Below are 24,058 nucleotides of genomic sequence, written 5' to 3'. Positions count from 1 at the left end.
GATCAGGGCGCGCTGAGGGCCAGATCAAGTAGGCGGGCGAAATCGGCAGCGTTCAGGCTGTCAAACGCACCGCTCAGCTGTTCCAGCTCGTCCGCACGCGCCTGTCCCAGCACAGGATCGGTAAACAGATGATATTTCTGCGAAATCTCGGCGTCGCTTAGCGGCAGATCGGTGTCGCCGCGCGGCGTGCGCGGGGCGGCATCAAGGCGGGTTCCGTCCTGCAGCGTGATGCTGACCTGCGCCCAGCGTTTGCCATCACTGATCCGTGTCAGATCCGGATCATCAATCAGGTTTGTCGCTTTGGAAACACGCAGGATATCGGGATCCTGCAAGGTGGCGCTGTCCAGTTCGCGCGCGCCGACCTGGCCGCGCACGATCATCGTGGCGACCGGAAAGGCAATGGAATAGGCAAATTCATCCGGTGTCGACGGGGTACGGCCTGCAAGACGTGTAGCGTTGTGAAAGGTGCGGATATCCACGCGGGCGACGTCCGAATGGTGCAGCGCGTGTTCTGCCATCAGCGCCTGCGCCGCATCAAGCGACGGGTGCGCCCAGCGGCAGCAGGGGTAAGGCTTGTAATGGGTATCTTCGACAAGGCGCCAGTTCGTACCAAGATCGGCCCAGAACCTTGCAGCTTCTGCGCCTTCACAGGTCAGCGCCGGCGCGCCGGTGAACCCTGATTGCGCCAGATAGGCCGCCGTCACGCCTGACGGTGCGCCCCAGCCGACACCGTCGCGCAGCATTGTCGGATGGTCGATGCAGCGCATCATCTGGCTGCGTGGCCCGTGATATTCGCCGATGCCCGCCGCATGCCGGATCGTTTCGCCGTCACAGCCCAATTGCCGTGCAACCGCCGTGGCCACCCCGACAGATGTCCAGGCCCCCGAGGTGTGATAATCGGCGCAGGTGGCGTGCTGGGACAACCCCGCGCGATAACTGACTTCGTAGGCAACAGCCAGATGGGCGGCAAACGCCGCGCCGTCCAGCGCGCGGCCCTGACCGGTCCGGGCATCGGCCACGGCCAGCAGCGCGGGAAAGACCGCAGACCCGGCATGCCCCTTGCAGGGCGATGTGCCGTCATGGGCGTCAACACTGTCGATGGTAAACGCCCCCGCCATCGCGGCCCCTGCGGGACTGACGGGTGCGCCATTGATCAGCATGCGCGCCGCTCCGGCCCCGGCCGCGCCGAACAGCGCACAGGCCCCCGCGCGCGCGATACCTGCCAGTTCCGTGGTTGATCCCACGGCGGCAACCCCCATCGTATCGGTAAAACTGCGGCGCAATACGCGCAGTACATCGGCAGGCAGATCATCATATCTCAGATCGGCGGCAAATCGGTGAAAGGGCAGGGACATGGGCGCTCCGTCAGTTGCGACTGGAGTGATCCTATCCGACAAAGGCGGTCAGGATGTCCTGTTTCCGACAGGTCCAGAACTTCTTTTGCGGATGTTTCGCGCGTCAGGCAGCCAGCGCAGCCATAAGCGGCGCGGCCTCATAGCGTTTCAGAACCAGACGCGCGGCAGGGCCATACCCATCGGACAGCGCACCCAGATGTGGGAACAGGGCCAGTATTTCATCCTGTGTCGCGCTGTCGAACCCGCCCATCGTGGCCGGGCCGGGCAGGTAACTTTCCGAGGCCACACCGTTTGCCGTGATGATCTGGTGGTGATCAAACAGAATGTGGAAATATGTGACGTGGCGCAGGGTTGTATCTGCGCGGATATGCATATCGTTCACCAGATCCTTGGCCTTGACCAGAACCTCGGCTTCGCCAAACAACAATTCGGCCCACCGGTCCGTGATCAGCACCCTGTGTTGCGGTGACAGCAACAGATCACGGGTCGCCCCGAACTGGCCCCGCTGCAGCCTTATGGGACGATAATCGCCTGTAGCGGCCACAGTGCGGTGCCCGATCCAGCGGATTGTTCTGGGTCCGTTATCGCGTGTCATCACCGACATGCCCGCCGTCAGGGCTTCGATAGCGACCGCGCCGTCAGGTGTGTCGATCAGCGTGCCTTTGACGAAACAAGGCACCTGTTCCACTTCGACCAGCGCGGTGTCGGTGTTGCCGGCGGTATCTTCGATTGTATAGTTGAAATAGGTGGTTTCGGCGTCACTGTCGCTGACGATCGTGAAGGTTCCGTTGGCGTTCAGCGTTACCTGCTGTCCGGTCGCCAGAGTGACGGTATCACCCGCATTCACCGCAGTTCCGTTGATATGAGTCACTGTCAGTGTGCCGCCAGTGGAACTGTCATTGTCCAGCACATCCAGCGTTCTGCTTTTGTCGGTGGGCATGACGATCTGATCATCCTGCGCAATGATCGTGGATTGCACTGATCCGCCCGCAATCAGAAGGTTTGTGTCGTAGGATGTATCTCCCACATCCGCAACGCCGATTTTCAACGTGTTGGGAAAGCCCGGGATCACAGGCGCGACAAATGTCAGCGTAACGGTAAACCCGTCCATTTCGGTGTTGAACTGATCGTTTGTGTTGTCGTTATAGATGTTCTGTGCGGTGTTGCCGTTGATGTTCCCGATCGAGGCTGAACCGTCGCCAACCGTCACCGTGGCCTGCACCCCGTTGACCCAGACGCCGACAACATCGTTGAACGCAGAGTTGATGTATTCCGGGAATTCTTCCGAACTCAACACAAAATCGATCGTGATCGTGTCGCCGGCAGGGGTAAAGCTCATCTCAAGAAAGGATGCATCGCGAGTGCCGGTCCCGGCCAGCGCGTTGAAGTCCGCGTCATTGTTAATGCCGCTGGTGTTCGTGCTGGTGCCTGCGGACGTGTTGGTGTTTGTGGTGCCATTGTTGTTGGTAAAATCGGCCACATGCCCTGTCGACAAGATGACGCCGCTGTCACCCGGTGTTGCCTCTGGCGAAATCGTGTCGCCGGACGTGTAGATGCCCGATGACAGCGCATCGCCCCAATAGGTCGCCGAATGAACGGTGATGCCCGCGCCAAAAATCTCGTTCGCCATCGCGAGAGCACCTGCCGTGCTGTCGATGGGCAATTCTGTGGCAATGGGCATAACGACTCTCCAACCGGGACGAACACAGGAACGTTCTGGGGAAAGTGCCTTGAAATTCTGTTTATTCGGCGCGAGAGGTGTGATTTTTTTGTGGTGCAACGGGCTTTTGCGGCCATCGTCGCTGTCGGAATTAGCCAAATTGAACTTGGCTAACCATCTGGTTTAAAAGAAATGAAGTCACAATCTAACATGACGCTGCGCGGCGTGACTTTATTTTGCCCTGTTTTGCCGAATAGCGCCGCGCAATCAGCTGCGCCTGCGCTTTTCAAACCGGGGCAGCATCGCCGAAAAATCGCGGCCATTGCCGTCTTCGGTTTCAACAAATTTCTGATAGAGATCACGCGCCATTTGCCCCATCGGCGTGTCCGCATCCACCGCCTCGGCTGCCTGCTGAGACAGGCGCAGATCCTTCAGCATCAGATCGGCGGCAAATCCGGGTTTGTAATCATTGTCGGCAGGGGATTGCGGGCCAATGCCCGGTGCAGGGCAATAGGCATTCATCGACCAGGAATAACCCGATGACGTGCTGACCACATCAAACATTTTCTGACGGTCCAGCCCCAGTTTGTCGGCCAGGGCAAATGCTTCGCAGGTGGCGATCATGGTGACGCCAAGGATCATGTTGTTGCATATTTTTGCGGCCTGTCCGGCACCGGCCGTCCCGCAATGCACGGCCTTTTGGCCCATCACGTCGAACAATGGCGCGGCTTTGGCAAATGCCGCATCCGATCCGCCCGCCATAAAGGTCAACGTGCCGGCACTGGCCCCGCCAACGCCCCCTGAAACAGGTGCGTCAACGGCAAGCAATCCGGCGTTTTCAGCTTCTTGCGCAACGGCGCGTGCGCTTTCCACATCAACGGTCGAACAATCGATCAGCGCGGCACCCTGCGCCATTGCGGGGATGATATCAGCCGCCAGCGCGCGCAGGATGTCACCGTTGGGCAGCATGGTGATCACGCAATCCGCGCCACGCGCGGCTTCAACTGCGGAACCGGCCTTTGTCACACCTTCAACATCCACATCGGCCACATCGAAACCGGTGACCTGATAGCCGGCCTTGGCCAGATTGGCGGCCATCGGCGCGCCCATATTGCCCAGTCCGATAAACCCGATTTTCATGGCCGTTCCTTCCGTAAATTCAAGTTTCGCGTCCCGTACCGGCATCAGCATCCTGCTGACTGCAACGGCAGGCACATCCTGTCCGGCATATTGCCACTGCGGATTGCGGTCTTTGTCAATAATCGCGGCGCGGATGCCTTCCAGAAAATCACCATGTTCCATCGACCGATGGGTAAAGCGGTATTCCAGTTCCAGCGCCTTTCGGATGGTCAGGGACGGGCCGCGCAGACGGTGGATCATTTCGATGAAACACGCCATCGACAGCGGCGCATTGCGTTCCATCAGTTTCAGCGTATCGCGGGCGAAATCGGATGGATCATCACGCAAGGTCGTCAGGATATCCCCAAGGGATTCGCCCCCGAACAACCCATCGATCTGGTCCTGCAATCCGGCCAGAACGCCCGACGGTGGTGTTTCTGCCGCCGCGTCCAGCGCGCTGACATCTGCGTCTGTTTCCAGTGCCGCGATCAGGTCGCCCCATTTGTCCTGGGGAATGAACAGATCGGCAAACCCGGCCAGTATCGCATCACCTGCGTTCATCCGTGAAGCCGTGGTACCCAGATATTCGCCCAATCGCCCGGGGGCGAGGGCCAGCATAAACGATCCGCCGACATCCGGCACAAGCCCGATGCCACATTCGGGCATGGCAATCTGGCTGGTTTCACCAACAATCCGGTGCGATCCGTGACAGCCGATGCCAACGCCGCCGCCCATCGTATATCCCTGCAAAAAGCTGATGACGGGCTTGTCATATTCGAAAATCATCGCGTTCAGGCGGTATTCATCGCGCCAGAACTGCTGACCATAGCTGTAATCACCAGCAGTACCCGTGGCGTACATCTGCGCAATATCGCCACCCGAACAAAATGCACGATCCCCCGCGGCATCGATCACGATCACATGCACCGACGGATCATCGCGCCATTTTATCAAGGACGTCTCGATCTCAAGACACATCTGATAGGTCAGCGCATTCAGCGCCTTGGGGCGGTTCAATGTGATCCGGCCCGCGCGTCCGGACGTGCGAATATCAATATCGCTCATCGTGTGGCCAGCATGTCGCGCGCCACGATCAGGCGCATGATTTCATTAGTGCCTTCCAGAATCTGGTGCACCCGCAGATCGCGTACCAGTTTTTCGATGCCGTAATCGGCCAGATAGCCATAGCCGCCGTGCAGTTGCAGGCATTGATCCACCACGTTGCTGCCGGTTTCAGTGACGAATTTCTTGGCCATGGCGCAGAATTTGGTGGCATCCGGTGCGCCCTGATCCAGCTTCCACGCCGCCTGACGCAGGAAGGTTCGCGCCGCCTGAAGCTCGATTTCCATGTCTGCCAGCCGGAACTGCAGGCCCTGGAACTGGTCAATCGGCTTTCCGAAGGCCTTGCGTTCGCCCATATAGGTCAGTGTCGCGTTCAGCGCGGTCTGCGCTGCACCCAGCGAACAGGCGGCAATATTCAAACGGCCGCCATCCAGCCCCATCATCGCATATTTGAAACCCTGACCCTCTTCACCGATGATATCTGACGCCGAAATGTTGCAATTATCGAACTGCACCTGCCGTGTTGGCTGGCTGCGCCAGCCCATCTTGTCCTCCAGCCCGCCAAAGGACAGACCGTCCGTGCCATCCTGCACGATCATCGCCGACACTCCCTTGGGCCCGTCTTCGCCGGTGCGCGCCATCACCACATAGGCGTCGGAATATCCGCCGCCGGAAATGAACGCCTTGGTGCCTGTCAGGCTCCAGCCTTCATTGGTGCGGGCCGCCCGGGTTTTCAGTGCCGCCGCATCCGACCCCGATCCCGGCTCGGTCAGGCAATAAGACAGCACCGTGTGCATCGACAGGATATCTGGCATCATCCGCGTTTTCAGATCATCTGATCCGAACGCATCAATCATCTTGGCACACATATTGTGGATCGACAGGAACGCCGCCACTGACGGGCAGGCCATCGACAAAGCTTCGAACACCAGTGTCGCATCCAGCCGGGTCAGCCCCGATCCGCCGCTGTCCTCGCTGACATAAAGCCCGCCAAAGCCCAGTTCCGCAATCTGCGGCCACAGTGTTTTGGGGATATCGCCATCACCTTCCCACTGGCGGGCAAAGGGGGCGATATGCTCTTGCCCAAAGGCATGGGCCATATCGAAAATGGCTGTTTGCTCTTCACTCAGGGCGAAATCCATCTGTGGTCCTTTCGGGCAGGGTGGCAGAATTGAACGCATGTTTATTTAACGGAGCCGATGCGCGCTTGGCAAGGGGCGCGACGCGTGCGCATGGACGGGCACGCGCTGGCACGACAGGAATAATGCATCGACTTTGGTGGCAGGATTGGCAACACTTGCATTCAACTCGGTCCGGCGACGGACGCATCACCTAAGGGACAGGACATGATCTGGGCGGCAGCATCAAAAATTGCAACCAAACTCGCCGGGGACGGCGAAGAAAAGAAGATCGAACGGGACGGGCTGCTGAAACGCACGCTGGGACTGGCCGATGCCGGCATTCCCATCGGACGCGAGCATGAGGCGGCGGGCTACGTGCGCTGGGATGCGCAGGACAATGATGCGTCTTCTACTGGATCAATCAAACAGGCGGACGGTGCGGACCTGAAATGGCGCGATTTCCTGTGGAGCGGACCGGCAAAGATCGACGAATGCGAGTGGGGGCAGGTACGCTGGCGCTTTTACAGCAACGGGCTGGTGTGTTTTGACGCGCAGATGTCGAACAACAGCACAAAGCTGGATATCGGCGACGTTCAGGGCCACCGGATGGAATTGCGCGAAAAGAACGGTTTGTTGCTGGGCGTCTGGATCGCGGGCTTTTTCGTGAACCGCGCCTTGCCACAACGCGGATTTGCGTCGTCCTTCGTGGATGATCACGAACCGCTAAAGCTGCACTTTGATGATATAAACGAAACCCAGCACGGCGCGTGGGTCTGTTTGTAAGCGGGGCGCGGTCCCTAAAGATCGGCGTGAAACTCCTCGATCAGGTGGCGCACCACGGCCTGCCCGGGGTCTTTGCCTGCTGCTTTTGCCTCGGCATGCACACGGCGCTGGCGGGTCGAACTGGTGCCGTTTTCGACAATATCCTTGAGCGCGGCAATTTCCGTCAGTGAATGCATCGCCTCGCCGTCTTCTGCCAGCAATCCGATCAGTTCATCCAGCAACACGTCGAACGGGCGGATCGTGCGTTCACCGAAATCGATCAGACCTTCGGCAATGCCATAGCGCTGCGCGCGCCACCGGTTTTCGCCCACAAGAAACCTGTCATATTCGCGCCAGCGCAAATTGCGTGCCCGCAACCGCCACAACATTCGCAATATGGCTTGGGTCGCAGCGGCCAGTGACAGCGTGTGTTCCAGGCGTGGCGACACATCCATGATCCGGGTTTCGAGTGTGGGAAAGCGGTGCGACGGGCGCAAATCCCACCAGATCTTTGTCGTGTCCTCGATCACGCCCAGTTCGATCAACGTGCCTGTGGTGCGTTCATATTCGGCCCAGCTGCCGAAATGCGGCGGCAGGCCGGTGCGCGGCAGATTGTCAAACACCGTCAACCGGTAAGAGGCCAGCCCCGTATCGTCGCCCTGCCAATAGGGCGACGATGTGGACAGCGCCAGAAGGTGGGGTAGAAAATAGCACAGTTGCGGCATCAGATCGGTGCGCAATGCGTCATCTTCGATGCCCACATGCACATGCATCCCGCAAATCAGCATCCGGCGCGCCACACCGCCCAGCGCGTGTTGCAGATCGGAATAGCGTTCCTTGTCGGTGTGCTGCTGGTCTTTCCAGTCGGCAAACGGATGGCAGGACACCGCAATCGGCGACAGGTTGTGTTTTGCCGCCTGTTCGGACACGCAGGCCCGCAGGCGCTTCAGATCATCGCGGGCATCCGCGATGGTGGCGCAGACCCGTGTTCCGACTTCGATCTGGCATTGCAGGAATTCGGGGCTGACCTGATCCTGCAATTTGGCCTTGCAGGCATCCATCAATTCGGGGGGCGCTTCGGCAAGCGACAAGCTGTCGCGATCCACCAGCAGGTATTCTTCTTCGATGCCCATCGTAAAGCTGGGCTGGGCGGCGGTCATGTCGGGCCTCCTGACTGGGACAAACTGCGATGTTCGGCCCAGTCAAAAGGGGAATACGCCCTTTGCCAAGGGAAAAAGCCGCTTACAGCAGCAAGACCTGCGTGCCCACATCGACCAGAGCGTACAATTCCTCGATATCGGAATTGAACAATCCGATGCATCCGGACGAACTTTGGCGCCCGATTTTCCGCGTGTCATGGGTGCCATGCACCAGATACGCAGGCCATGTCAGATAAAGCGCATGAGTGCCCAGCGGATTGCCCGGCCCGGGGGGCATGTAAGCGGGCAGGGTGGGGTCACGTTCCCGCATCGAGGCTGTGGGCGTCCAGTCCGGTGCTTCGCGCTTGCGCACCACCTTGGTATAGCCGCGCCGCGTCAGGTCTTCGGTCAGCGGAACCGAGGATGGATACAGCCGGTGGGTTTCCCCGTCCGGTCCCCAGTAATGCACGGCGCGCGATGAAATATCCGCCAGCAGACAGCCCTGTCCCAATGTGTCGAAATGATCCTGCCAGTTCTGATCCTGAAAGGCCGATGTGTTGCGCCGCACGGGCGGGGCGTTGCGTACTGTCGCGGGCATTTGATCGCCCTGATCATCTGTAAGCGATTGCGCAGGCAAAAGCGTTGGCGTCAAAGCTGCGGCGCTTCCCGTCAGCAGGATACGGCGTCGCGTTAACCGGTTATGCATCATGATTTTTCCTGTACTGCTCGATTTTTTCTTTTCCTTATCGCGCCCCTTACCCTGTGAAAAGGCAAGTGCCCCGGTCCTCGCGATGAATTGATCCATGCCATATTCCATTAACGGAATGTTGCGAAGGCAGGAACCGGCAAAAAACAGGAGTTCGCCGATGAAACCTTACTTTACCCGACTGAGTGCTGTGCTGATGCTGATCACAGCGGTCTTTACCACCACCCTGCCTGCGCAGGCCGACACCGACACGCCCCGCGGTTTGTTCGTTAATCTGACAACTGACGATACGTGGGCCGCGGCCAAAGGCATCATGTTCGCAAATGAAAAATCGCTCAAGAACGGCCATGACACGGCGATCTGGCTGAAAGTGCGCGCGGTTTAATTGGCTGACAAGAAGCGGCCCAGCCACATCCATGGGATGATGGCCGAGAGCGGGACATCTGTTCAGGATATGTTGACCGCCTTTATCGCCGATGGCGGCACCGTGATCATGTGTCAGGCCTGTTCGAAAGCCGCAGGGCTGACGCAGGATGATTATATCGACGGCGTCACAATGGGCAGCTGGCCGGTGGTTGAAGGCTGGTTGTTTCGCGAAAACATGCAGACCCTGTCGTGGTGGCATTACCACACGCCCCGAAACCTCCGGCCGTTGTGCCGGGGGTCAGGTGACGGTGATCTTGCCCTGCATGTTGGGGTGCACCTCGCAGAAATAATCGTATTCGCCCGGTGTGTCGAACCTGATCGCGGCCTTTTTATTGCGCCGCAGAATACCGGTATCCCAGGTACCGCCTTTGTCTGTTGCCGTGTGTTCGGCGCTGTCGCGGTTGCGCCATTCGATACTGTCACCGGCCTTGATGGTGATGCGTGTCGGAACAAAGGCCATGTTGGCGATGCTGACCTGATGCGTGGTGGCGGCAAATGCAGCGTGCGGCAGCATCGCGGCGGCGCAGGCGCTGGTCAGGATCAGGCGGCGGGTCAGTCGGGGCATGGTGTCTCCTTGGAATTTCGCGGTTTGTTCACAGTGTAGGGTGAAAACCGAACGGTGAAAGAGCGTTTTTTCAAACGGCGTCGGTGCGGTGCTGATAGCGCTATCCGGATTCGCTCCGTTAACGTGGGATTAAAGCAGGTATTTGTCCATTTGGCAGCGTGCGCGGAACCCCGCTCTCCTATTGCGTGTGTGGATAACCCACTTGATCCTGTGGATATGTCAGGGCTTGAACGCTAGGTGTTCAGTCCCGGCATCTGGTGGATCGGATTGATGATGAATCGACCTGGCCGTTGGTCCACGGGTGGTTGGGCTTCGTCAGGCGATGTTCGATCCCGTTGGCCTCGCAAATCATGTCGAAGCGCATTGGCCGGGAATAGATGGTGTTGCGGTTTCTAGGCTGCTCTGCGAACTGAATGCCGTTGTCTGTCAGAATGGTATGCACCTGATAAGGCACACCTTCGAGCATGTGCTGCAAGAACTCCCAGGCTGTCTTCCTGTCTGCCTTCTCGACAAGTTGGGTCACGGCAAATTTGCTTGTGCGGTCAATGCCGACGAACAGGTAAAGCTTGCCCTCAGCGGTTTGCACCTCGGCGATGTCGATATGGAAGAAGCCGATAGGGTAGCGCTTGAACTTCTGGCGCTTCGGCTTGTCGCCTTCCACGTCAGGCAATCGAGAGATGCCATGGCGCTGCAGGCACCGATGCCGCGCCGAACGCGTCAGATGTGGGATGGACGACTGCGGAGCATAGAGACAATCGTCCAGCGGCAACAATGTATGCCGTCTGAATGCGACGATGGTCGCTTCCTCGGCTTCGGTTAGAACCGTCGAGCGTGGCTCCTTCGGCCCCGTCTTCAGGTCTTCAACGGACTGGCGTTTGCGCCACTTCGCTACCGTCTTGGGATTGATGCCGAGTTCCTGGCTCAGTTTCGCGAGCGAAGCTTGCGATCGCTGTATTGCAGCTCTGACGGCGTGCGTGGTCGTGGCGCTCCCGTGACGAACTTGTCCCATAGTGCTTCCTTCCATTCCTGAGAAAGGATCGCACCATCAAACCGTGGGATCAAACACCTAGCGAATGACCGGTCGGAGCCCAAAGGCAACCCTAATCCTTCCCGCAGCATTAGTCGGAATGGGCGGATTGTGTTGAAAAACTCGACGCAGCAAAATTTGGTCCAAAATATTGGAACATTATCCCTGCATATTGGGCTTCATGAAACGATGTTTGCAAAAGTAGACTATCGCGGGAAAAGGTTCTCTGAATTTGACCGTTCCGGGTCGGACACCGAGTTTTTCAACATGGCGTAATCAAAACCATAGCTCAACCGCGCCTGTTATTCTGGATACCCATGTCATTGAAAAGGAGACCGACCGATGGAATATTTTGCTGGTTTGGATGTGTCCATGGAAGAGACGCATATCTGTATTCTCGACCGCGAAGGCCTGTTGATCCGGGAAGGGAAAGCACCCTCGACGCCGAAGGCGATTGCCGGGTTTCTCGCTGCCGGACCCACATGTGCCAAGGTTGTTTTCGAGACCGGGCGCATAGCCCCAATGCTGTTCCACGGCCTGACGGAACTTGGTGTCCCGGTCGTTTGCATCGAGAGCCGCCAAGCCTATCAGGCACTGAAGTCGCTCGCAGGGCATAAAACCGACCGAAACGACGCGCGTGGATTGGCGCATTTAGCACGGACAGGGTTCTACAAACCGCCCCATGTCAAATCGCTGTCCGCTCATGCGATCCGCTCGCTGATCGCGGCGCGCAAGAAGCTGGTCGGACAACGCGTGATCATCGATAATCAGATCCGTGGACTTGTCGTCGTGTTTGGGGTCCGCCTGCCACGCGCTCTGTCCCCCGCATTCAAAGACGTGGCTTTGAAAATCAGCGACGGCGTTCCCGGTTTGCATGCTGCGTTGCGAGGCCTGTTTGCGGCGCGCCACGCGATATTGACGGCCGTGGTCGCCATCGACAGCGATATCAAAGTGATGACGCGCAAATCAAACATCTGCACCCGCCTCATGACAGTGCCAGGCGTTGGCCCGATCACGGCACTGGCGTTCGCGGCAGCCATTGATGATCCGACACGCTTTAAACGCTCGCGAGATGTAGGGCCCTATCTCGGGCTGGTTCCCAAACGCCACCAGTCCGGCGAGGTCGACTATACCGGTAGTATCTCGAAATGTGGCGACGTGCGGGTCCGAACGCTGCTCTATGAAGCCGCGAACGTGATGCTCACACGATATGCGGCACCGCTCAAACTCAAGTCATGGGCGCTCGCAATCGGGCAGCGCTCGACAATGAGAAAAGCGCGGGTGGCGCTGGCAAGACGGCTCGCGATCATCCTGCATGCCATGATGCGCGATCAGACTGACTTCCGGGCCGTATGACCAGAACCTGAGCAGCAGAGGATTCCTATATCACAGTTCCTACACGGGAGGACGCCCGAGGGAGGGCGTGGAACATGGCGCCGATTTTGTAGCGACAGAGCAGACGACCAATCTGATCGCGGTTTCAACCTTGCCGATCCACACCCAGCCAACCCCATCATGAGCCCGTGAGCTCGAAGAGAACCCAGGCAACCTCAGACGTTAAACCACCCGCAGAGTGAGAAAGCATATTGACAGATTAGAGAACACAATCGGCGGAAAGTGTGCTTTCGCTGCGTTTGGCACCTAGGTTTGCTTTGCGGCGGCAAAGCCCTGATTCGTCGCAAACGTGACCAAACCAGTTCAGAATACAGCTATAAGTGGTTTCTTGTAGGGATGAATTCGCTTCCTTGGGGGGGGGCATGTGCGCGAAAGTTGAAAGTGGCCGCTCAAATACAGCCACTGAGGGAAAAGCAAAAATAAAACTTTACGGCAAAAATATGGCGAGCTATGGTCATATATATGTTTTGTGTGATTATGTATGGAATGGAAAAATGAGTGTTGTGAGAATTATATCTACGGCGTGTGTTGCATCGTTGTTTATCGCGAGCAGTGCATTGGCTGCAACTTATACACAGACAACAACGGGGTCTTTGTGTAGTATAACAGCCGATGTATCGCCCGATGCAGATGCATGTTTCGGTACGACGTTAGAAAATGCCAATGCCCAGCAGGTTAACCTGAATAGTGACATGTTCACTGTTGGAACGACAACCGTGACAGGCCTATTCGGCTACACAGATTGGACTACCTTCCAGTCTGTAGGATCTGTTTCTGGTGATCAAAAGACGGGAACGATTGCAGTCAACACCAATACCTATGGAATGGTTGCTGTCTTACTGAAGTCTGCAAACACTTTTGCCGCCTACCGTTTCGACAACGGGCTGAACGGAATACTAAGTTTTTTTACCCCGAATGATAGTGGTTTGAGCAACTATGTCATTGCGGGTCGCAATCCGTCGCCGGTCCCTTTGCCAGCGGCTGGCTGGATGCTTCTGGCCGGTGTTGGCGGATTGGCCGCGATGCGCCGCCGCAAGAAAAGATCGTAAACCGTTCTCTGAAATGAACAGTTAGTACATGAATGGGCGGTCCTTAGGGGGCCGCCCTTTCTCATGTCTGACGCGCGCAAAGGGGACGAACGCGCGCGCGTTCACATATCGGCTCAGACAAAAAGGGCGGTTCTGAAAGCCGCCCCTAAATGCCTTATTCCATCACCGGAATGCTGAATTCGCCACCTTCCTTGATCCCGGACGGCCAGCGCGCTGTCACGGTCTTGGTGCGGGTGTAGAATTTGAACGCATCGGGTCCGTGCTGGTTCAGATCGCCGAACACCGATTTTTTCCATCCGCCAAAGGTGTGATAGGCCAGCGGCACCGGGATCGGCACGTTGATGCCCACCATGCCCACATTGATCCTATTAGCAAAATCACGCGCCGCATCGCCGTCGCGGGTAAAGATCGCGGTGCCGTTGCCGTATTCGTGATCCATCGCCAGGCCAATCGCCTCTTCATAGGATTGCGCGCGCACGCAGGTCAGCACCGGACCAAAGATTTCGTGCTTGTAGATGTCCATGTCTTTGGTGGCCCTATCGAACAGGTGCGGCCCGACAAAGAACCCGTCTTCATAGCCCTGCAGGCTGAAATTGCGCCCATCGACAACCAGTTCGGCACCCTGATCGATACCGGTCTGCACCAGACGTTCGATATTGGCCTTGGCGGCGGCGGTCACGACGGGGCCGTAATCCACATCCTTGCCCGATGTATAGGGTCCGACCTTAAGCGCCTCTACCCGGGGCACCAGCTTTTCGATCAGACGGTCGGCGGTTTCGTCACCCACCGGCACAGCCACCGAAATCGCCATGCAGCGTTCGCCCGCCGCGCCGTATCCGGCACCGATCAGAGCATCCGCCGCCTGATCCATATCGGCATCCGGCATGATGATCATGTGGTTCTTGGCACCGCCGAAACACTGCACACGTTTGCCGTTGGCACAGCCTGTGCCATAGATGTATTCGGCAATCGGGGTCGATCCGACAAATCCGACAGACTGGATCACATCGTGATGCAGGATCGCATCAACCGCTTCCTTGTCGCCGTTCACGACCTGAAGAATGCCCTTGGGCAATCCGGCTTCTTCCATCAATTCCGCCAGCATCAATGGCACAGAGGGATCACGTTCGGACGGCTTGAGGATAAAGGCGTTGCCGCAGGCAATCGCCGGCGCAAACATCCACATCGGGATCATTGCCGGAAAGTTGAACGGCGTGATACCCGCCGTCACACCAAGCGCCTGACGCATGGAATACATGTCGATGCCGGGGCCAGCGCTGTCAGTGTAATCGCCTTTCAGCAATTCCGGCGCTCCGATGCAGTATTCCACCACCTCAAGGCCGCGCTGCACGTCACCGGCAGCGTCGGGCAGGGTCTTGCCGTGCTCGCGGCTCAGCGCTTCGGCCAGTTTGTCCATATCGCGGTTCAGCAGGCCGACAAAGGCCATCAGGACGCGGGCGCGGCGCTGCGGGTTGGTTGCCGCCCATGCGGGCTGGGCCGCCAGCGCGTGCTGCACGGCACTGTCCAGTTCCGCAGCCGAGGCCAGCGGGCATTTCGCCTGCACCTCACCGGTTGCGGGGTTGTAAATGTCTGAAAAACGGCCTGACGTGCCTTTGACGTGCGCACCGTTGATGTAATGGGTCAACTCTTGCATGGGATCCTCCTGATCAAGTCGGGCGCAGTATAGCCTTGCAAAAATCCCCCGAACAGAGGCAAGATTTCAAAGTTGGTCTTGCAAAAATGCAAAAGGGGGTGAAATGCAGCGGCACTGGGATGATGTGCGGGTTTTTCTGGCCGTGGCGCGCGCCGCCAGCCTGTCGGGTGCGGGCAAACATTTGCGCATCGATCCGGCCACCGTGGGGCGGCGCATTGCACGGCTGGAACAGGAAATCGCGACAGCCCTGTTTGTGAAATCGCCGCAGGGATATGTGCTGACCAATGCGGGCCAGCGCCTGATGGAGCGTGCGGAAACCGTCGAAGCCGCAATGCAGGCCGCATCGGATGTTCTGAACACCACCAGCGAAGAGTTAAGCGGGCAAATCCGGCTGGGCGCCCCGGACGGCTGTGCAAACTATCTGCTGCCGCAGGTCTGCGCCGCAATCTGTGCCGACCATCCCGATCTGGACATCCAGATCGTTGCCCTGCCGCGCGTGTTCAACCTGTCCAAGCGCGAGGCAGACATGGCCATCGGTGTCAGCGCCCCCACCGCCAACCGGTTGCATGTGCAAAAACTGACCGATTACAAACTGCACCTGATGGCGGCGCGGCCATATCTGCGGGCGCATCCTCCGATCCAGACCGTGCGCGACCTGCAGGATCACCGCGTGATCGGGTATATCCCCGATATGATTTTCGATACCGAACTGGATTACCTGAACGATCTGGGGATCAAACGGGTGGCACTGGCGTCAAATTCGGTTTCGGTACAGTTCAACATGGTGCGGCAGGGCGGTGGCATCGGCGTGGTGCATGATTTTGCAATGCCCAGCGCCCGTGGCTTGCGCAAGGTTCTGGCCGACCAGATCAGCCTGACGCGCAGTTTTTACCTGATCCGCCACAAAACTGACCTTCAAAGCGCCCGCATGAAGCGTTTTGCCAGCCTTTTGGCGCAAGGCGTTGCCGAAGAAGTGTCGCGGCTTGAGGGTCTGACTTGACTTGAACAACTATTGCGGCAACGCTGTTGATATTGAAAGATTGTTGCGGGAGATGTCCTATGCTGGTCCATCAGATTTTGAAATCCAAGGCAGATGATTCTGTCATGACCGTGCCGCCGGGCACTTTGGTGTCGGATGTTGTAAAAACACTGGCCGAAAAGGGTATCGGAACGGTTCTGGTCTCCAAAGACGGAAAATCGCCGGATGGTATTCTGTCGGAACGCGATATCGTACGTCAGATGGCGTCAAAGGGCGGCGCCGTGTTGCAGGCCAAGGTCGAAGACTACATGACCGCAAAGCTGGTGACATGCGCGCGCAACGACAGCGCGGAATCGGTTTTGACGCAGATGACGCAGGGCCGTTTCCGGCACATGCCGGTTCTGGAAAACGGCGAACTGGTCGGTCTCATTTCACTGGGCGATGTGGTCAAGGCGCGCCTGGCCGAGCTGGCGATGGAAAAAGATGCGCTTGAAGGGATGATTATGGGGCATTAGCCCCTTGCATTTCAGGCGCGCGTCCTGTTGCTCTTTGTCCTGGAAAACACAACCTTTTCAATGACCCGACCCAAGGAGAGCCTTGATGCGCATTGGCCTGTATCCCGGCACGTTCGACCCGATCACTCTGGGACATATCGATATCATCCGCCGCGCCTCGGCGCTGGTGGACCGATTGGTGATCGGCGTTGCGATCAACCGCGACAAAGGCCCGTTGTTTCCACTGGAAGAACGGGTTGCCATGATCGAGGCGGAATGTGCCAAGCTTTCCAAACAGACCGGCACCGAAATCGTTGCGCATCCGTTTGAAAACCTGCTGATCGATTGTGCCCGCGATGTGGGGGCGCAGATCATCATCCGGGGTTTGCGCGCTGTTGCCGATTTCGAATATGAATACCAGATGGTCGGTATGAACCGCGTGCTGGATGACAGTGTCGAAACCGTGTTTCTGATGGCCGAGGCGCGGCATCAGGCGATTGCGTCAAAGCTGGTAAAGGAAATCGCCCGTCTTGGCGGGGATGTCAGCAAATTCGTGCCGCCCGCCGTCAATACGGCCCTGAAGGTCCGGTTGCGCTAGCGCCAGAAGGCGATCCATTCCACCAGTTCGGCGAATTTCTTGCCCAGAAAGATCAGATGCTCTGATCCGTACAGAAAAACGTCCAGTAAAATCGCGCCGACGATAATCAGGCCAAGCACAATTGCAATTCGGTTGGTCATGGGCGCGTTATTCCTGCCATTGCGTCACAGCAGGGTATGGCAGTCTGGTTAAAACTCTGCAAGCGCGCGCTGGATCACCCGTTCAGACGGCCCATCGCAACGGCAACATCCGCCATACGCACGGAAAAGCCCCATTCGTTATCATACCACGCCAGCACACGCACCATGCGCCCGCCAGTCACTTTGGTCTGGTCGGGGGCAAAAATGCAGCTGTAATCGGTGTGGTTGAAATCGATCGACACCTTGGGCTCCGCATCATAGGCCAGTACCGCACCCATCGGGCCTGCGGCGGCTTCGGCCATCACGGCGTTTACATCGGCCACGGTGACGTCTTTCTTGGCCTCAAAGGTCAGGTCAACGGCGCTGACATTCGGGGTGGGCACACGCATTGCCGTACCATCCAGTTTCCCTTTCAGGTTCGGCAGCACCTCGCCCAGCGCTTTGGCGGCGCCGGTCGACGTCGGAATGATCGCCATCGCAGCCGCACGCGCGCGGTAAAGATCGCTGTGGCGCCGGTCCAGCGTTGGCTGATCGCCGGTATAGGAATGGATGGTCGTCATGATGCCGCGTTCGATGCCGATCGTCTCGTCCAGCACCTTGGCCAGCGGCGCCAGACAGTTGGTGGTGCACGATCCGTTCGAAATCATCTTGTCACCAGGGCGCAGCATGTCGTGGTTCACACCGAACACGATGGTTTTTTCCACGTTTTTGGCCGGGGCCGAAATCAGAACCGATTTAGCGCCGCGCGCCAGATGCGCACCTGCCTTGGTGCCGTCATTCATCGCGCCGGTACATTCCAGAACAACATCACAGCCGGACCAGTCCAGCGCGTTGGCGTCATAGGTCGAAAACATCTGCATCGGGCCGCGCCCCAGATCCATCGTGCCTTCGCCAATTGTCACCTCGCCCGGAAACCGCCCATGCACCGAGTCATAGCGGAGCAGGTGCGCCGCCGTGTCCACCGGGCCGGTTGCGTTGACTTTGGTCACGGTGATGTCATTGCGCCCGCTTTGCGCGATATGGGACAGGGTGCAGCGGCCGATGCGGCCAAATCCGTTGATACCTACCGTGATTGTCATCTGTGTCTCCTGAACTCATACAGCGCGATTGGGTGCGATATAGCCGTGACAACCCCGTTCCGAAAGGCAAAAAGGCACTGTTTTTCCGCGTGTTAGCGCAAACTGGGGGTTTTGGGCGATTGGTGGCGCTAACTGTTGCGCAGGAATCGCGGTTGCCATGGGGCAAGACTTTGCTAGCGTGTTGGGAAACGAAACAAAGGGTATGTGATGAGCGGATTGTTGGCGCTGCTGGATGATGTAGCTGCAATTGCCAAAGTGGCGGCTGCTTCGGTGGATGACGTGATCGGGCAGGCGACCAAGGCGGGCGCCAAGGCAGCAGGGGCCGTGATCGACGATGCCGCGGTCACGCCGAAATATGTGCAGGGCTTCAAGGCTGAACGCGAACTGCCGATCATCTGGCGCATCACCAAGGGGTCGCTCAAGAACAAGCTGGTGTTTCTGCTGCCTGCGGGGCTGGCGCTGTCGGCCTTTGCACCGTGGGCCATTACACCGCTGCTGATGGTTGGCGGTGCTTACTTATGCTTTGAAGGGGCTGAAAAGGTAGCCCATTCCCTGGGCATCGGCGGGCACGGGCATATGGATCATCCAAAGGCCGATGTCGAACCAGTCGATCCCGCCCATCTGGAAGAAGAAAAGGCCAAGGGTGCGATCAAGACCGATTTCATCCTCTCGGCCGAGATCATGACCATCGCGCTGGCCGCCATCCCGGTCAGCAATTTCTGGATGGAGGCCGCGACATTGGCGGCCGTTGCCATCATGATCACCGTTGCGGTTTACGGATCGGTCGCGCTGATCGTCAAAGCCGACGATGTCGGGCTGGCAATGGCCAATGGCGGACGTCTGGTGCCGACCCGAAAACTGGGGCAGGGGATCGTCAAGGCGATGCCCGGTTTTCTGCGCATCCTGACAGTGGTCGGCACCGCCGCGATGCTATGGGTGGGCGGATCAATCATCATCCACGGACTGGAAGTGCTGGGCTTCGGCTGGCTTGGCCACCACATCCACGATTGGGCCTATGCCGTTGGCCATGCCGTGCCCGAACGTTTTACCGCCGCTGTTGAATGGATGGCCAAGGCAACCATGGACGGTATTTTCGGGGTTGCGCTGGGGCTGGTTCTGATCCCGATCGGGGAAAACATTGTCACGCCCGCCTGGCGGGCCGTGTTCGCGCGCGGCTAGGCACCGCGCGCGATCGCATCATTTCTTCAGCAGCGATTTTACCTTGGCCGCAGTCGCTTCGGCGGTGATGCCGAATTGTTCATAAAGAACATCCGCAGGGGCCGATGCGCCAAAACCGTGCATCCCGATAAAACCGGATTTTTCCCGCTTGCCGCGCTCGCCGAACAACCACCGGTCCCAGCCGAACCGGATACCGGCCTCGATCGCGACGCGCACAGGGCCGCCGGGCAGAACGCGCTTGCGATAGCGTTCGTCCTGATCTTCGAACAGTTCCCAACACGGCATGGACACAACGCGCGTCCCGATGCCTTCGGCTTGCAACAGATCGCGGGCGGCCAGTGCGATTTCAACCTCTGATCCGGTGGCCATCAGGATTGCCTCGCGCCTTCCTTCGGCATCGGCCAGAACATATCCGCCCTGTGCGGTCATGTTCTTGGTCTTGTGCTCGGTGCGCACGGTGCGCAGGCCCTGACGGGTCAGCGACAGAACCGATGGCGTTTCCTTGCTGGTCAGGGCAATTTCCCATGCTTCGGCGGTTTCAATCGTATCGGCGGGGCGGAACACATAGGTGTTCGGCGTCGCGCGCGAAATCGCCAGATGTTCCACCGGTTGGTGGGTCGGGCCGTCTTCGCCCAGCCCGATGCTGTCATGCGTCATCACGAACACGGTCGGGATGCGCATCAGCGCGGCCAGACGCATGGCGGGGCGCGCGTAATCGGTGAAACACATGAACGTGCCACCATAGGGGCGCATACCGCCATGCAGCACCATGCCGTTCATTGCGGCGGCCATGCCGTGTTCGCGGATGCCGTAATGAATGTAGCGCCCTTTGCGGTTTTCCGGCAGGAACACGCCCAGATCGGCGGTTTTCGTGTTGTTCGATCCGGTCAGATCGGCGCTGCCGCCGACGGTTTCGTGCATGATCGGATTGATCACTTCCAACACTTTTTCCGATGAAGCGCGCGTTGCCAGTTTCGGCGCACTTTCGGTCATCTGTTTTTTGAACGCCTTGATTGTCGCGCTTAGCTTTTTCGGGGCATCCAAAGCATAGGCGCGGTTGAACTCGCGCTGCTTGTTGCCGGGCAGGGTGGCAAAGCGTGCCTCCCATTCCGCGCGTGTTGTTGCGCCGCGCGCGCCAATCGCTTCCCATGCCGATTTGACATCGGCGGGAATTTCAAACGGGCCCGTCTTCCAGCCATAGGCCGCCTTGGCCGCAGCCAGCTGGTCTTCATCGGTCAGGGCGCCGTGGCCTTTGGATGTGTCCTGCGCCGCGTGACCCAGAGCGATATGCGTCTTGCATGCCACCATCGTGGGTTTGTTGCCCTTTTTTGCCTGCGTCAGGGCCGCGTCAATCGCCACCGGATCGTGCCCGTCAATTTCCAGAACATTCCAGCCGGATGCCTTGAACCGCGCGACCTGATCGGTGCGGTCGGCAATATCGACGGTTCCGTCGATGGTGATGTTGTTATTGTCCCACAGCACGATCAGCTTGCTCAGCTCGTGCCGTCCGGCCAGCCCGATCGCTTCCTGGCTGACGCCTTCCATCAGACATCCGTCACCGGCGATGACATAGGTGAAATGATCGACCGCCTTGCGCCCGTAATGCGCGCGCTGCATTTCTTCGGCCATGGCAAAGCCGACCGCGTTTGATATGCCCTGTCCCAGCGGGCCGGTCGTGGTTTCGATCCCTGCCGCATGGCCATATTCTGGATGGCCCGCCGTGCGCGATCCCCACTGGCGGAAATTCTTGATTTCTTCCAGTGACATATCCTTGTAGCCCGTGAGATAGAGCAGCGAATAAAGCAACATGGAACCGTGACCGGCCGACAGGATGAACCGGTCGCGGTCCGGCCAGTTGGGGGCAGAAGCATCGAATTTCAGGTGCTTTTCAAACAACACCGTCGCCACGTCGGCCATTCCCATCGGCATACCGGAATGGCCCGAATTTGCGGCCTTGACCGCGTCAAGTGTCAGTGTCCGGATCGCCGTCGCTTTGGACCAGTGATCCGGATGGGCGGCAGAAAGGGCGGCAATGTCCACAGGTGCATTCACGGGTCAGATGTCCTTTTGATTGGGCAGATCGGTTGGCAGAAAAGGCCGCAAGGCCAAAGGTCTTGCCCGCTGAATAACAGCCGGTCCGCAAAGATCAAGCACCCGTGGTATCGGCACATGAAGGCCGTGCTTCAAGTGATTGAAAGCAAAGGGGCGCAATTTGGTTGGGCTTTGGGTAAACTTGGGTCATATCCTAGCATGGGGCGATTCGCACGGACCGGCCCCGGCGGCACAGCGCATGGCAGAACAAAGGATTGGGCATGAGCGAGATTGAAGAGTTGCACCGAAGGATCACCGCCGCGATGGACCGGATCGGGCAGGGGCTGGACGGATTGTCTGGCGCAACAGCAGGTGCAGACACGGATGCCGGTAGCGATGGCTCTGCCGCGCTTCAGCAGGCGCTGGACGAAGAAAAACTGGCAAACGCCCAGTTGAAAGAACGTGTTGCCGCCCTGCGCAAGCAACTGGACAACACCGAAACCAACGCCGCGCGGCATTTTCAGGAACAGGGCACACGCAGTGCCGCCCTGGATGCCGAACTGACACGGCTGCGCAAAGCCAACGAACAATTGCGCAATTCCAATGCCGCCCTGCGCGAAGCCAACGAGGCGGGCGTGGGCGAACCGCATCTGATCAATAAGGCAATGCTGGCCGAATTGCAGGCGCTGCGCGCCGCGCGCGCGGCTGATGCCGCCGAAGCGCAGGCCATCATGGGCACGCTGGCCCCGCTGATCGAAGCCGCAGCCCAGGACCAAGAGGAGAGCGTCTGATGCCCGAGGTGCAAATCAGAATCGGCGGACGGACTTTCGAAGTGGCCTGCCAGGAAGGCGAAGAGCAATATCTGCACACCGCCGCCAAGATGCTGGATGACGAGGCGCAGGTGCTGGCCGATCAGGCCGGACGGATGCCCGAAGCCCGAATGCTGTTGATGGCAGGGCTGATGCTGGCCGACAAGACGGCAAGCGTCGAAGACCGGATTTCCGTGATCGAGGCGCGTCTGGCCGAACGGGATCAGGAACTGGAAAAACTGCGCAACGCCCCCGCACCGGAACCCGAACGGATCGAAGTGCCGATTGTGCCGACGGCTGTCACCGAAACATTGGCTGAAATCGCCGCCCGCGCAGAATCCCTTGCCGCCGCGATCGAAGAAAAGGCGGGCTAGCGGCGCAGCAGCCTGTTCAACAGGTTTTTTCGCGGGGCCATGACAACGCGGTTGTGCGCCAAATCTTCGCACACGCCGTTCAAGCCGCTGGTCAACCCGACCAGTATGCGCTGCGCGGCAGGATCGTCTGGCGCGTCCCCCGCTTCAAGGATCAGGCGGCGGGTACAGGTGCGCAACATGCTGGTTGCCGCAGTGGGGCCGGTATGCGCCTCAAGCCGTTCGGCAAAGAGGCCGGCCTGTTCCGCTACCGCGTCAGAATTGTCGATGCAAAGGGAAAACGCTGCGGGCTCTGTGATCCGCAACCGGTCAGGCGGGCCAGGATCGCGTTCGCACAGGCATCCCAGATGATCTTGCAACCGCTTTTGCAGCAAGTCCAAAGACACAGTGCGCGCACCGGGCCTATACCAGATGCGCGCAAATTCAGTTGGCACAGGGGCCTAGCCGTTGGCTTCGCGGATCTTGTCGGCGGCGTCCTTGTCGTAGGCCACGCCGTTCTGTTCGAACAACGTATCCAGTTCGCCCGAAAGCGTCATTTCGGTGATGATGTCGCAGCCCCCGACAAATTCACCTTTGACATAAAGTTGCGGCACCGTCGGCCAGTCGGAAAAATCCTTGATGCCCTGGCGCAGGTTTTCATCGGCCAGCACGTTAACGTCGGCGAAATTCACGCCCATATAATTCAGAACACCGGCAACGCGCGATGAAAACCCGCATTGCGGCATTTCCTTGGTCCCTTTCATGTACAGAACCACATCGTTGGCGCTGATGGTTTCCTGAATTTGGCTGGCGGTATCAGTCATCTTGGGTCTCCGTCCTTTTGCCTTGCGGCACAAATCGTTTTGCATAGTCTTGCGGGTCTTTGGGCACAGTGTAGCGCGCGATCTGGCTGCCGCCACCGCCACCCGAATTATAATCGAGTTCAATCACATGATCGCCCTTGCCGGGCAGGCTGCCGCGTTCGGTGCCTTTGGTGCGGTGAAGGGCGAACGCCCCGCACAGCATGGATACGATGCCGACCAGTACGATCAAAGGTATGATGAACCCCCAATCCATGGGCCTAGTCAGGGGCCTTGGTTGTCAGCGCCAGCGCGTGCAATTCACCCTGCGATCCATCCATCTTGCCCTTCAGCGCGGCATAGACTGCGCGCTGCTGCTGCACACGGTTCTGCCCGCGAAAGCTTTCGTCGATCACTTCGGCTGCGAAATGCGCCCCATCATCGCCCTGTACGTTGATACGGGCCTTGGGAAACGCCTCGCGGATCATCGTTTCAATTTCGTGGGCGGTTATCGGCATAGCGGCACTCCGGTCATTGATGATGATAGATGTAGGCGGTG

At 58.6% G+C, this 24,058-nt stretch carries 25 protein-coding genes and 2 pseudogenes; 10 read left to right on the top strand and 17 right to left on the bottom strand.

The window, feature by feature from the left end:
• Positions 1-2: 2 nt before the first annotated feature.
• The 5 genes and pseudogenes from OLX72_RS17475 to OLX72_RS17455 all read right to left on the bottom strand — a co-directional run bounded on the left by OLX72_RS17475 (position 3) and on the right by OLX72_RS17455 (position 6,338).
• A complete protein-coding gene (locus tag OLX72_RS17475; protein WP_433989207.1) occupies positions 3-1,355 on the bottom strand; it encodes an MmgE/PrpD family protein in 1,353 nt (450 codons plus the stop codon).
• Between the two features lie 103 nt (positions 1,356-1,458).
• Complete coding sequence (locus OLX72_RS17470; RefSeq protein ID WP_433989206.1) at positions 1,459-3,036, bottom strand: Hint domain-containing protein; 1,578 nt, start codon at positions 3,034-3,036, stop codon at positions 1,459-1,461.
• A gap of 246 nt (positions 3,037-3,282) precedes the next feature.
• Positions 3,283-4,200 carry a 3-hydroxyisobutyrate dehydrogenase gene (gene mmsB / locus OLX72_RS17465; protein WP_433990480.1) on the bottom strand — a complete coding sequence of 306 codons (918 nt, stop codon included), beginning with the start codon at positions 4,198-4,200 and terminating at the stop codon, positions 3,283-3,285.
• A 33-nt stretch (positions 4,201-4,233) separates the two neighbouring features.
• Positions 4,234-5,199 (bottom strand): annotated as a pseudogene (locus OLX72_RS17460) (enoyl-CoA hydratase/isomerase family protein); the annotation flags it as partial.
• On the bottom strand, positions 5,196-6,338 hold the full coding sequence (locus OLX72_RS17455) for an acyl-CoA dehydrogenase family protein (protein ID WP_433989205.1): 1,143 nt from the start codon (positions 6,336-6,338) through the stop codon (positions 5,196-5,198). The gene OLX72_RS17455 and the pseudogene OLX72_RS17460, both read right to left, overlap by 4 nt.
• A gap of 204 nt (positions 6,339-6,542) precedes the next feature.
• On the opposite strand from OLX72_RS17455, the gene OLX72_RS17450 reads away from it, so the two are divergent.
• Positions 6,543-7,100 carry a hypothetical protein gene (locus tag OLX72_RS17450; protein ID WP_433989204.1) on the top strand — a complete coding sequence of 186 codons (558 nt, stop codon included), beginning with the start codon at positions 6,543-6,545 and terminating at the stop codon, positions 7,098-7,100.
• A gap of 14 nt (positions 7,101-7,114) precedes the next feature.
• Here OLX72_RS17450 and OLX72_RS17445 read toward each other — a convergent pair whose 3' ends face one another.
• Together OLX72_RS17445 and OLX72_RS17440 are read right to left on the bottom strand one after the other, a co-directional pair.
• Positions 7,115-8,239, bottom strand: a complete 1,125-nt coding sequence (locus tag OLX72_RS17445) for a carboxylate-amine ligase (RefSeq protein WP_433989203.1) — start codon at positions 8,237-8,239, stop codon at positions 7,115-7,117.
• Positions 8,240-8,321: 82 nt separating this feature from the next.
• Entirely contained in the window at positions 8,322-8,927 is a 606-nt protein-coding gene (locus OLX72_RS17440) for a L,D-transpeptidase (protein WP_433989202.1), read from the bottom strand.
• A gap of 157 nt (positions 8,928-9,084) precedes the next feature.
• On the opposite strand from OLX72_RS17440, the gene OLX72_RS17435 reads away from it, so the two are divergent.
• On the top strand, positions 9,085-9,309 hold the full coding sequence (locus OLX72_RS17435; protein ID WP_433989201.1) for a hypothetical protein: 225 nt from the start codon (positions 9,085-9,087) through the stop codon (positions 9,307-9,309).
• A 279-nt stretch (positions 9,310-9,588) separates the two neighbouring features.
• On the opposite strand, the gene OLX72_RS17430 is transcribed toward OLX72_RS17435, so the two are convergent.
• Together OLX72_RS17430 and OLX72_RS17425 are read right to left on the bottom strand one after the other, a co-directional pair.
• Positions 9,589-9,915, bottom strand: a complete 327-nt coding sequence (locus tag OLX72_RS17430) for a cupredoxin domain-containing protein (RefSeq protein WP_433989200.1) — start codon at positions 9,913-9,915, stop codon at positions 9,589-9,591.
• 277 nt (positions 9,916-10,192) lie between these two features.
• Positions 10,193-10,924 (bottom strand): annotated as a pseudogene (locus OLX72_RS17425) (DDE-type integrase/transposase/recombinase); the annotation flags it as partial.
• Between the two features lie 360 nt (positions 10,925-11,284).
• Here OLX72_RS17425 and OLX72_RS17420 point away from each other — a divergent pair.
• Positions 11,285-12,298: an IS110 family transposase gene (locus OLX72_RS17420; RefSeq protein WP_433989199.1), complete on the top strand. Its 1,014-nt coding sequence runs from the start codon at positions 11,285-11,287 to the stop codon at positions 12,296-12,298.
• Between the two features lie 401 nt (positions 12,299-12,699).
• Positions 12,700-13,386, top strand: a complete 687-nt coding sequence (locus OLX72_RS17415; RefSeq protein ID WP_433989198.1) for a VPLPA-CTERM sorting domain-containing protein — start codon at positions 12,700-12,702, stop codon at positions 13,384-13,386.
• A gap of 154 nt (positions 13,387-13,540) precedes the next feature.
• On the opposite strand, the gene OLX72_RS17410 is transcribed toward OLX72_RS17415, so the two are convergent.
• Positions 13,541-15,040 carry a CoA-acylating methylmalonate-semialdehyde dehydrogenase gene (locus tag OLX72_RS17410; RefSeq protein ID WP_433989197.1) on the bottom strand — a complete coding sequence of 500 codons (1,500 nt, stop codon included), beginning with the start codon at positions 15,038-15,040 and terminating at the stop codon, positions 13,541-13,543.
• A gap of 103 nt (positions 15,041-15,143) precedes the next feature.
• On the opposite strand from OLX72_RS17410, the gene OLX72_RS17405 reads away from it, so the two are divergent.
• The 3 genes from OLX72_RS17405 to coaD all read left to right on the top strand — a co-directional run bounded on the left by OLX72_RS17405 (position 15,144) and on the right by coaD (position 17,111).
• Entirely contained in the window at positions 15,144-16,040 is an 897-nt protein-coding gene (locus tag OLX72_RS17405) for a LysR family transcriptional regulator (protein WP_433989196.1), read from the top strand.
• A gap of 59 nt (positions 16,041-16,099) precedes the next feature.
• Positions 16,100-16,534 (top strand): CBS domain-containing protein, encoded by a 435-nt coding sequence (locus OLX72_RS17400; protein ID WP_114869953.1) that lies wholly within the window; start codon positions 16,100-16,102, stop codon positions 16,532-16,534.
• An 85-nt stretch (positions 16,535-16,619) separates the two neighbouring features.
• On the top strand, positions 16,620-17,111 hold the full coding sequence (gene coaD / locus OLX72_RS17395; protein ID WP_114869954.1) for a pantetheine-phosphate adenylyltransferase: 492 nt from the start codon (positions 16,620-16,622) through the stop codon (positions 17,109-17,111).
• Here the strand turns inward: coaD and OLX72_RS17390 are convergent.
• Positions 17,108-17,251, bottom strand: a complete 144-nt coding sequence (locus OLX72_RS17390) for a hypothetical protein (protein WP_205389214.1) — start codon at positions 17,249-17,251, stop codon at positions 17,108-17,110. The genes coaD and OLX72_RS17390 overlap by 4 nt on opposite strands.
• Positions 17,252-17,325: 74 nt before the next feature.
• Complete coding sequence (gene gap, locus OLX72_RS17385) at positions 17,326-18,330, bottom strand: type I glyceraldehyde-3-phosphate dehydrogenase (protein WP_433989195.1); 1,005 nt, start codon at positions 18,328-18,330, stop codon at positions 17,326-17,328.
• 207 nt (positions 18,331-18,537) lie between these two features.
• On the opposite strand from gap, the gene OLX72_RS17380 reads away from it, so the two are divergent.
• On the top strand, positions 18,538-19,509 hold the full coding sequence (locus OLX72_RS17380; RefSeq protein WP_433989194.1) for a DUF808 domain-containing protein: 972 nt from the start codon (positions 18,538-18,540) through the stop codon (positions 19,507-19,509).
• Between the two features lie 18 nt (positions 19,510-19,527).
• On the opposite strand, the gene tkt is transcribed toward OLX72_RS17380, so the two are convergent.
• Positions 19,528-21,549 carry a transketolase gene (tkt, locus tag OLX72_RS17375; RefSeq protein WP_433990479.1) on the bottom strand — a complete coding sequence of 674 codons (2,022 nt, stop codon included), beginning with the start codon at positions 21,547-21,549 and terminating at the stop codon, positions 19,528-19,530.
• Positions 21,550-21,821: 272 nt separating this feature from the next.
• Here tkt and OLX72_RS17370 point away from each other — a divergent pair, with 272 nt between their 5' ends.
• Together OLX72_RS17370 and OLX72_RS17365 are read left to right on the top strand one after the other, a co-directional pair.
• Positions 21,822-22,331, top strand: a complete 510-nt coding sequence (locus OLX72_RS17370) for a hypothetical protein (protein WP_114869959.1) — start codon at positions 21,822-21,824, stop codon at positions 22,329-22,331.
• A complete protein-coding gene (locus OLX72_RS17365) occupies positions 22,331-22,723 on the top strand; it encodes a cell division protein ZapA (RefSeq protein WP_114869960.1) in 393 nt (130 codons plus the stop codon). The genes OLX72_RS17370 and OLX72_RS17365 overlap by 1 nt, the downstream gene beginning before the upstream one ends.
• On the opposite strand, the gene OLX72_RS17360 is transcribed toward OLX72_RS17365, so the two are convergent.
• Genes OLX72_RS17360 through OLX72_RS17345 form a run of 4 tightly spaced genes read right to left on the bottom strand, consistent with a single transcriptional unit; the run spans position 22,720 to position 24,017 of the window.
• Positions 22,720-23,106 carry a hypothetical protein gene (locus tag OLX72_RS17360; RefSeq protein ID WP_433989193.1) on the bottom strand — a complete coding sequence of 129 codons (387 nt, stop codon included), beginning with the start codon at positions 23,104-23,106 and terminating at the stop codon, positions 22,720-22,722. The two genes, OLX72_RS17365 and OLX72_RS17360, sit on opposite strands and share 4 nt — an antisense overlap.
• A 54-nt stretch (positions 23,107-23,160) precedes the next feature.
• Complete coding sequence (gene grxD, locus OLX72_RS17355) at positions 23,161-23,523, bottom strand: Grx4 family monothiol glutaredoxin (RefSeq protein ID WP_114869962.1); 363 nt, start codon at positions 23,521-23,523, stop codon at positions 23,161-23,163.
• Positions 23,516-23,776: a hypothetical protein gene (locus OLX72_RS17350; protein WP_433989192.1), complete on the bottom strand. Its 261-nt coding sequence runs from the start codon at positions 23,774-23,776 to the stop codon at positions 23,516-23,518. Before OLX72_RS17350 ends, grxD begins: the two co-directional genes overlap by 8 nt.
• Before the next feature lie 4 nt (positions 23,777-23,780).
• Positions 23,781-24,017 carry a BolA/IbaG family iron-sulfur metabolism protein gene (locus OLX72_RS17345; RefSeq protein WP_114869964.1) on the bottom strand — a complete coding sequence of 79 codons (237 nt, stop codon included), beginning with the start codon at positions 24,015-24,017 and terminating at the stop codon, positions 23,781-23,783.
• Positions 24,018-24,058 lie beyond the last annotated feature (41 nt).

It is taken from the genome of Sulfitobacter sp. TBRI5 (assembly GCF_051013555.1).
Lineage (GTDB): Bacteria > Pseudomonadota > Alphaproteobacteria > Rhodobacterales > Rhodobacteraceae > JL08.
The sequence above is the reverse complement of the archived record's forward strand: the minus strand, read 5'-3'. Positions and strand labels throughout refer to the sequence as shown.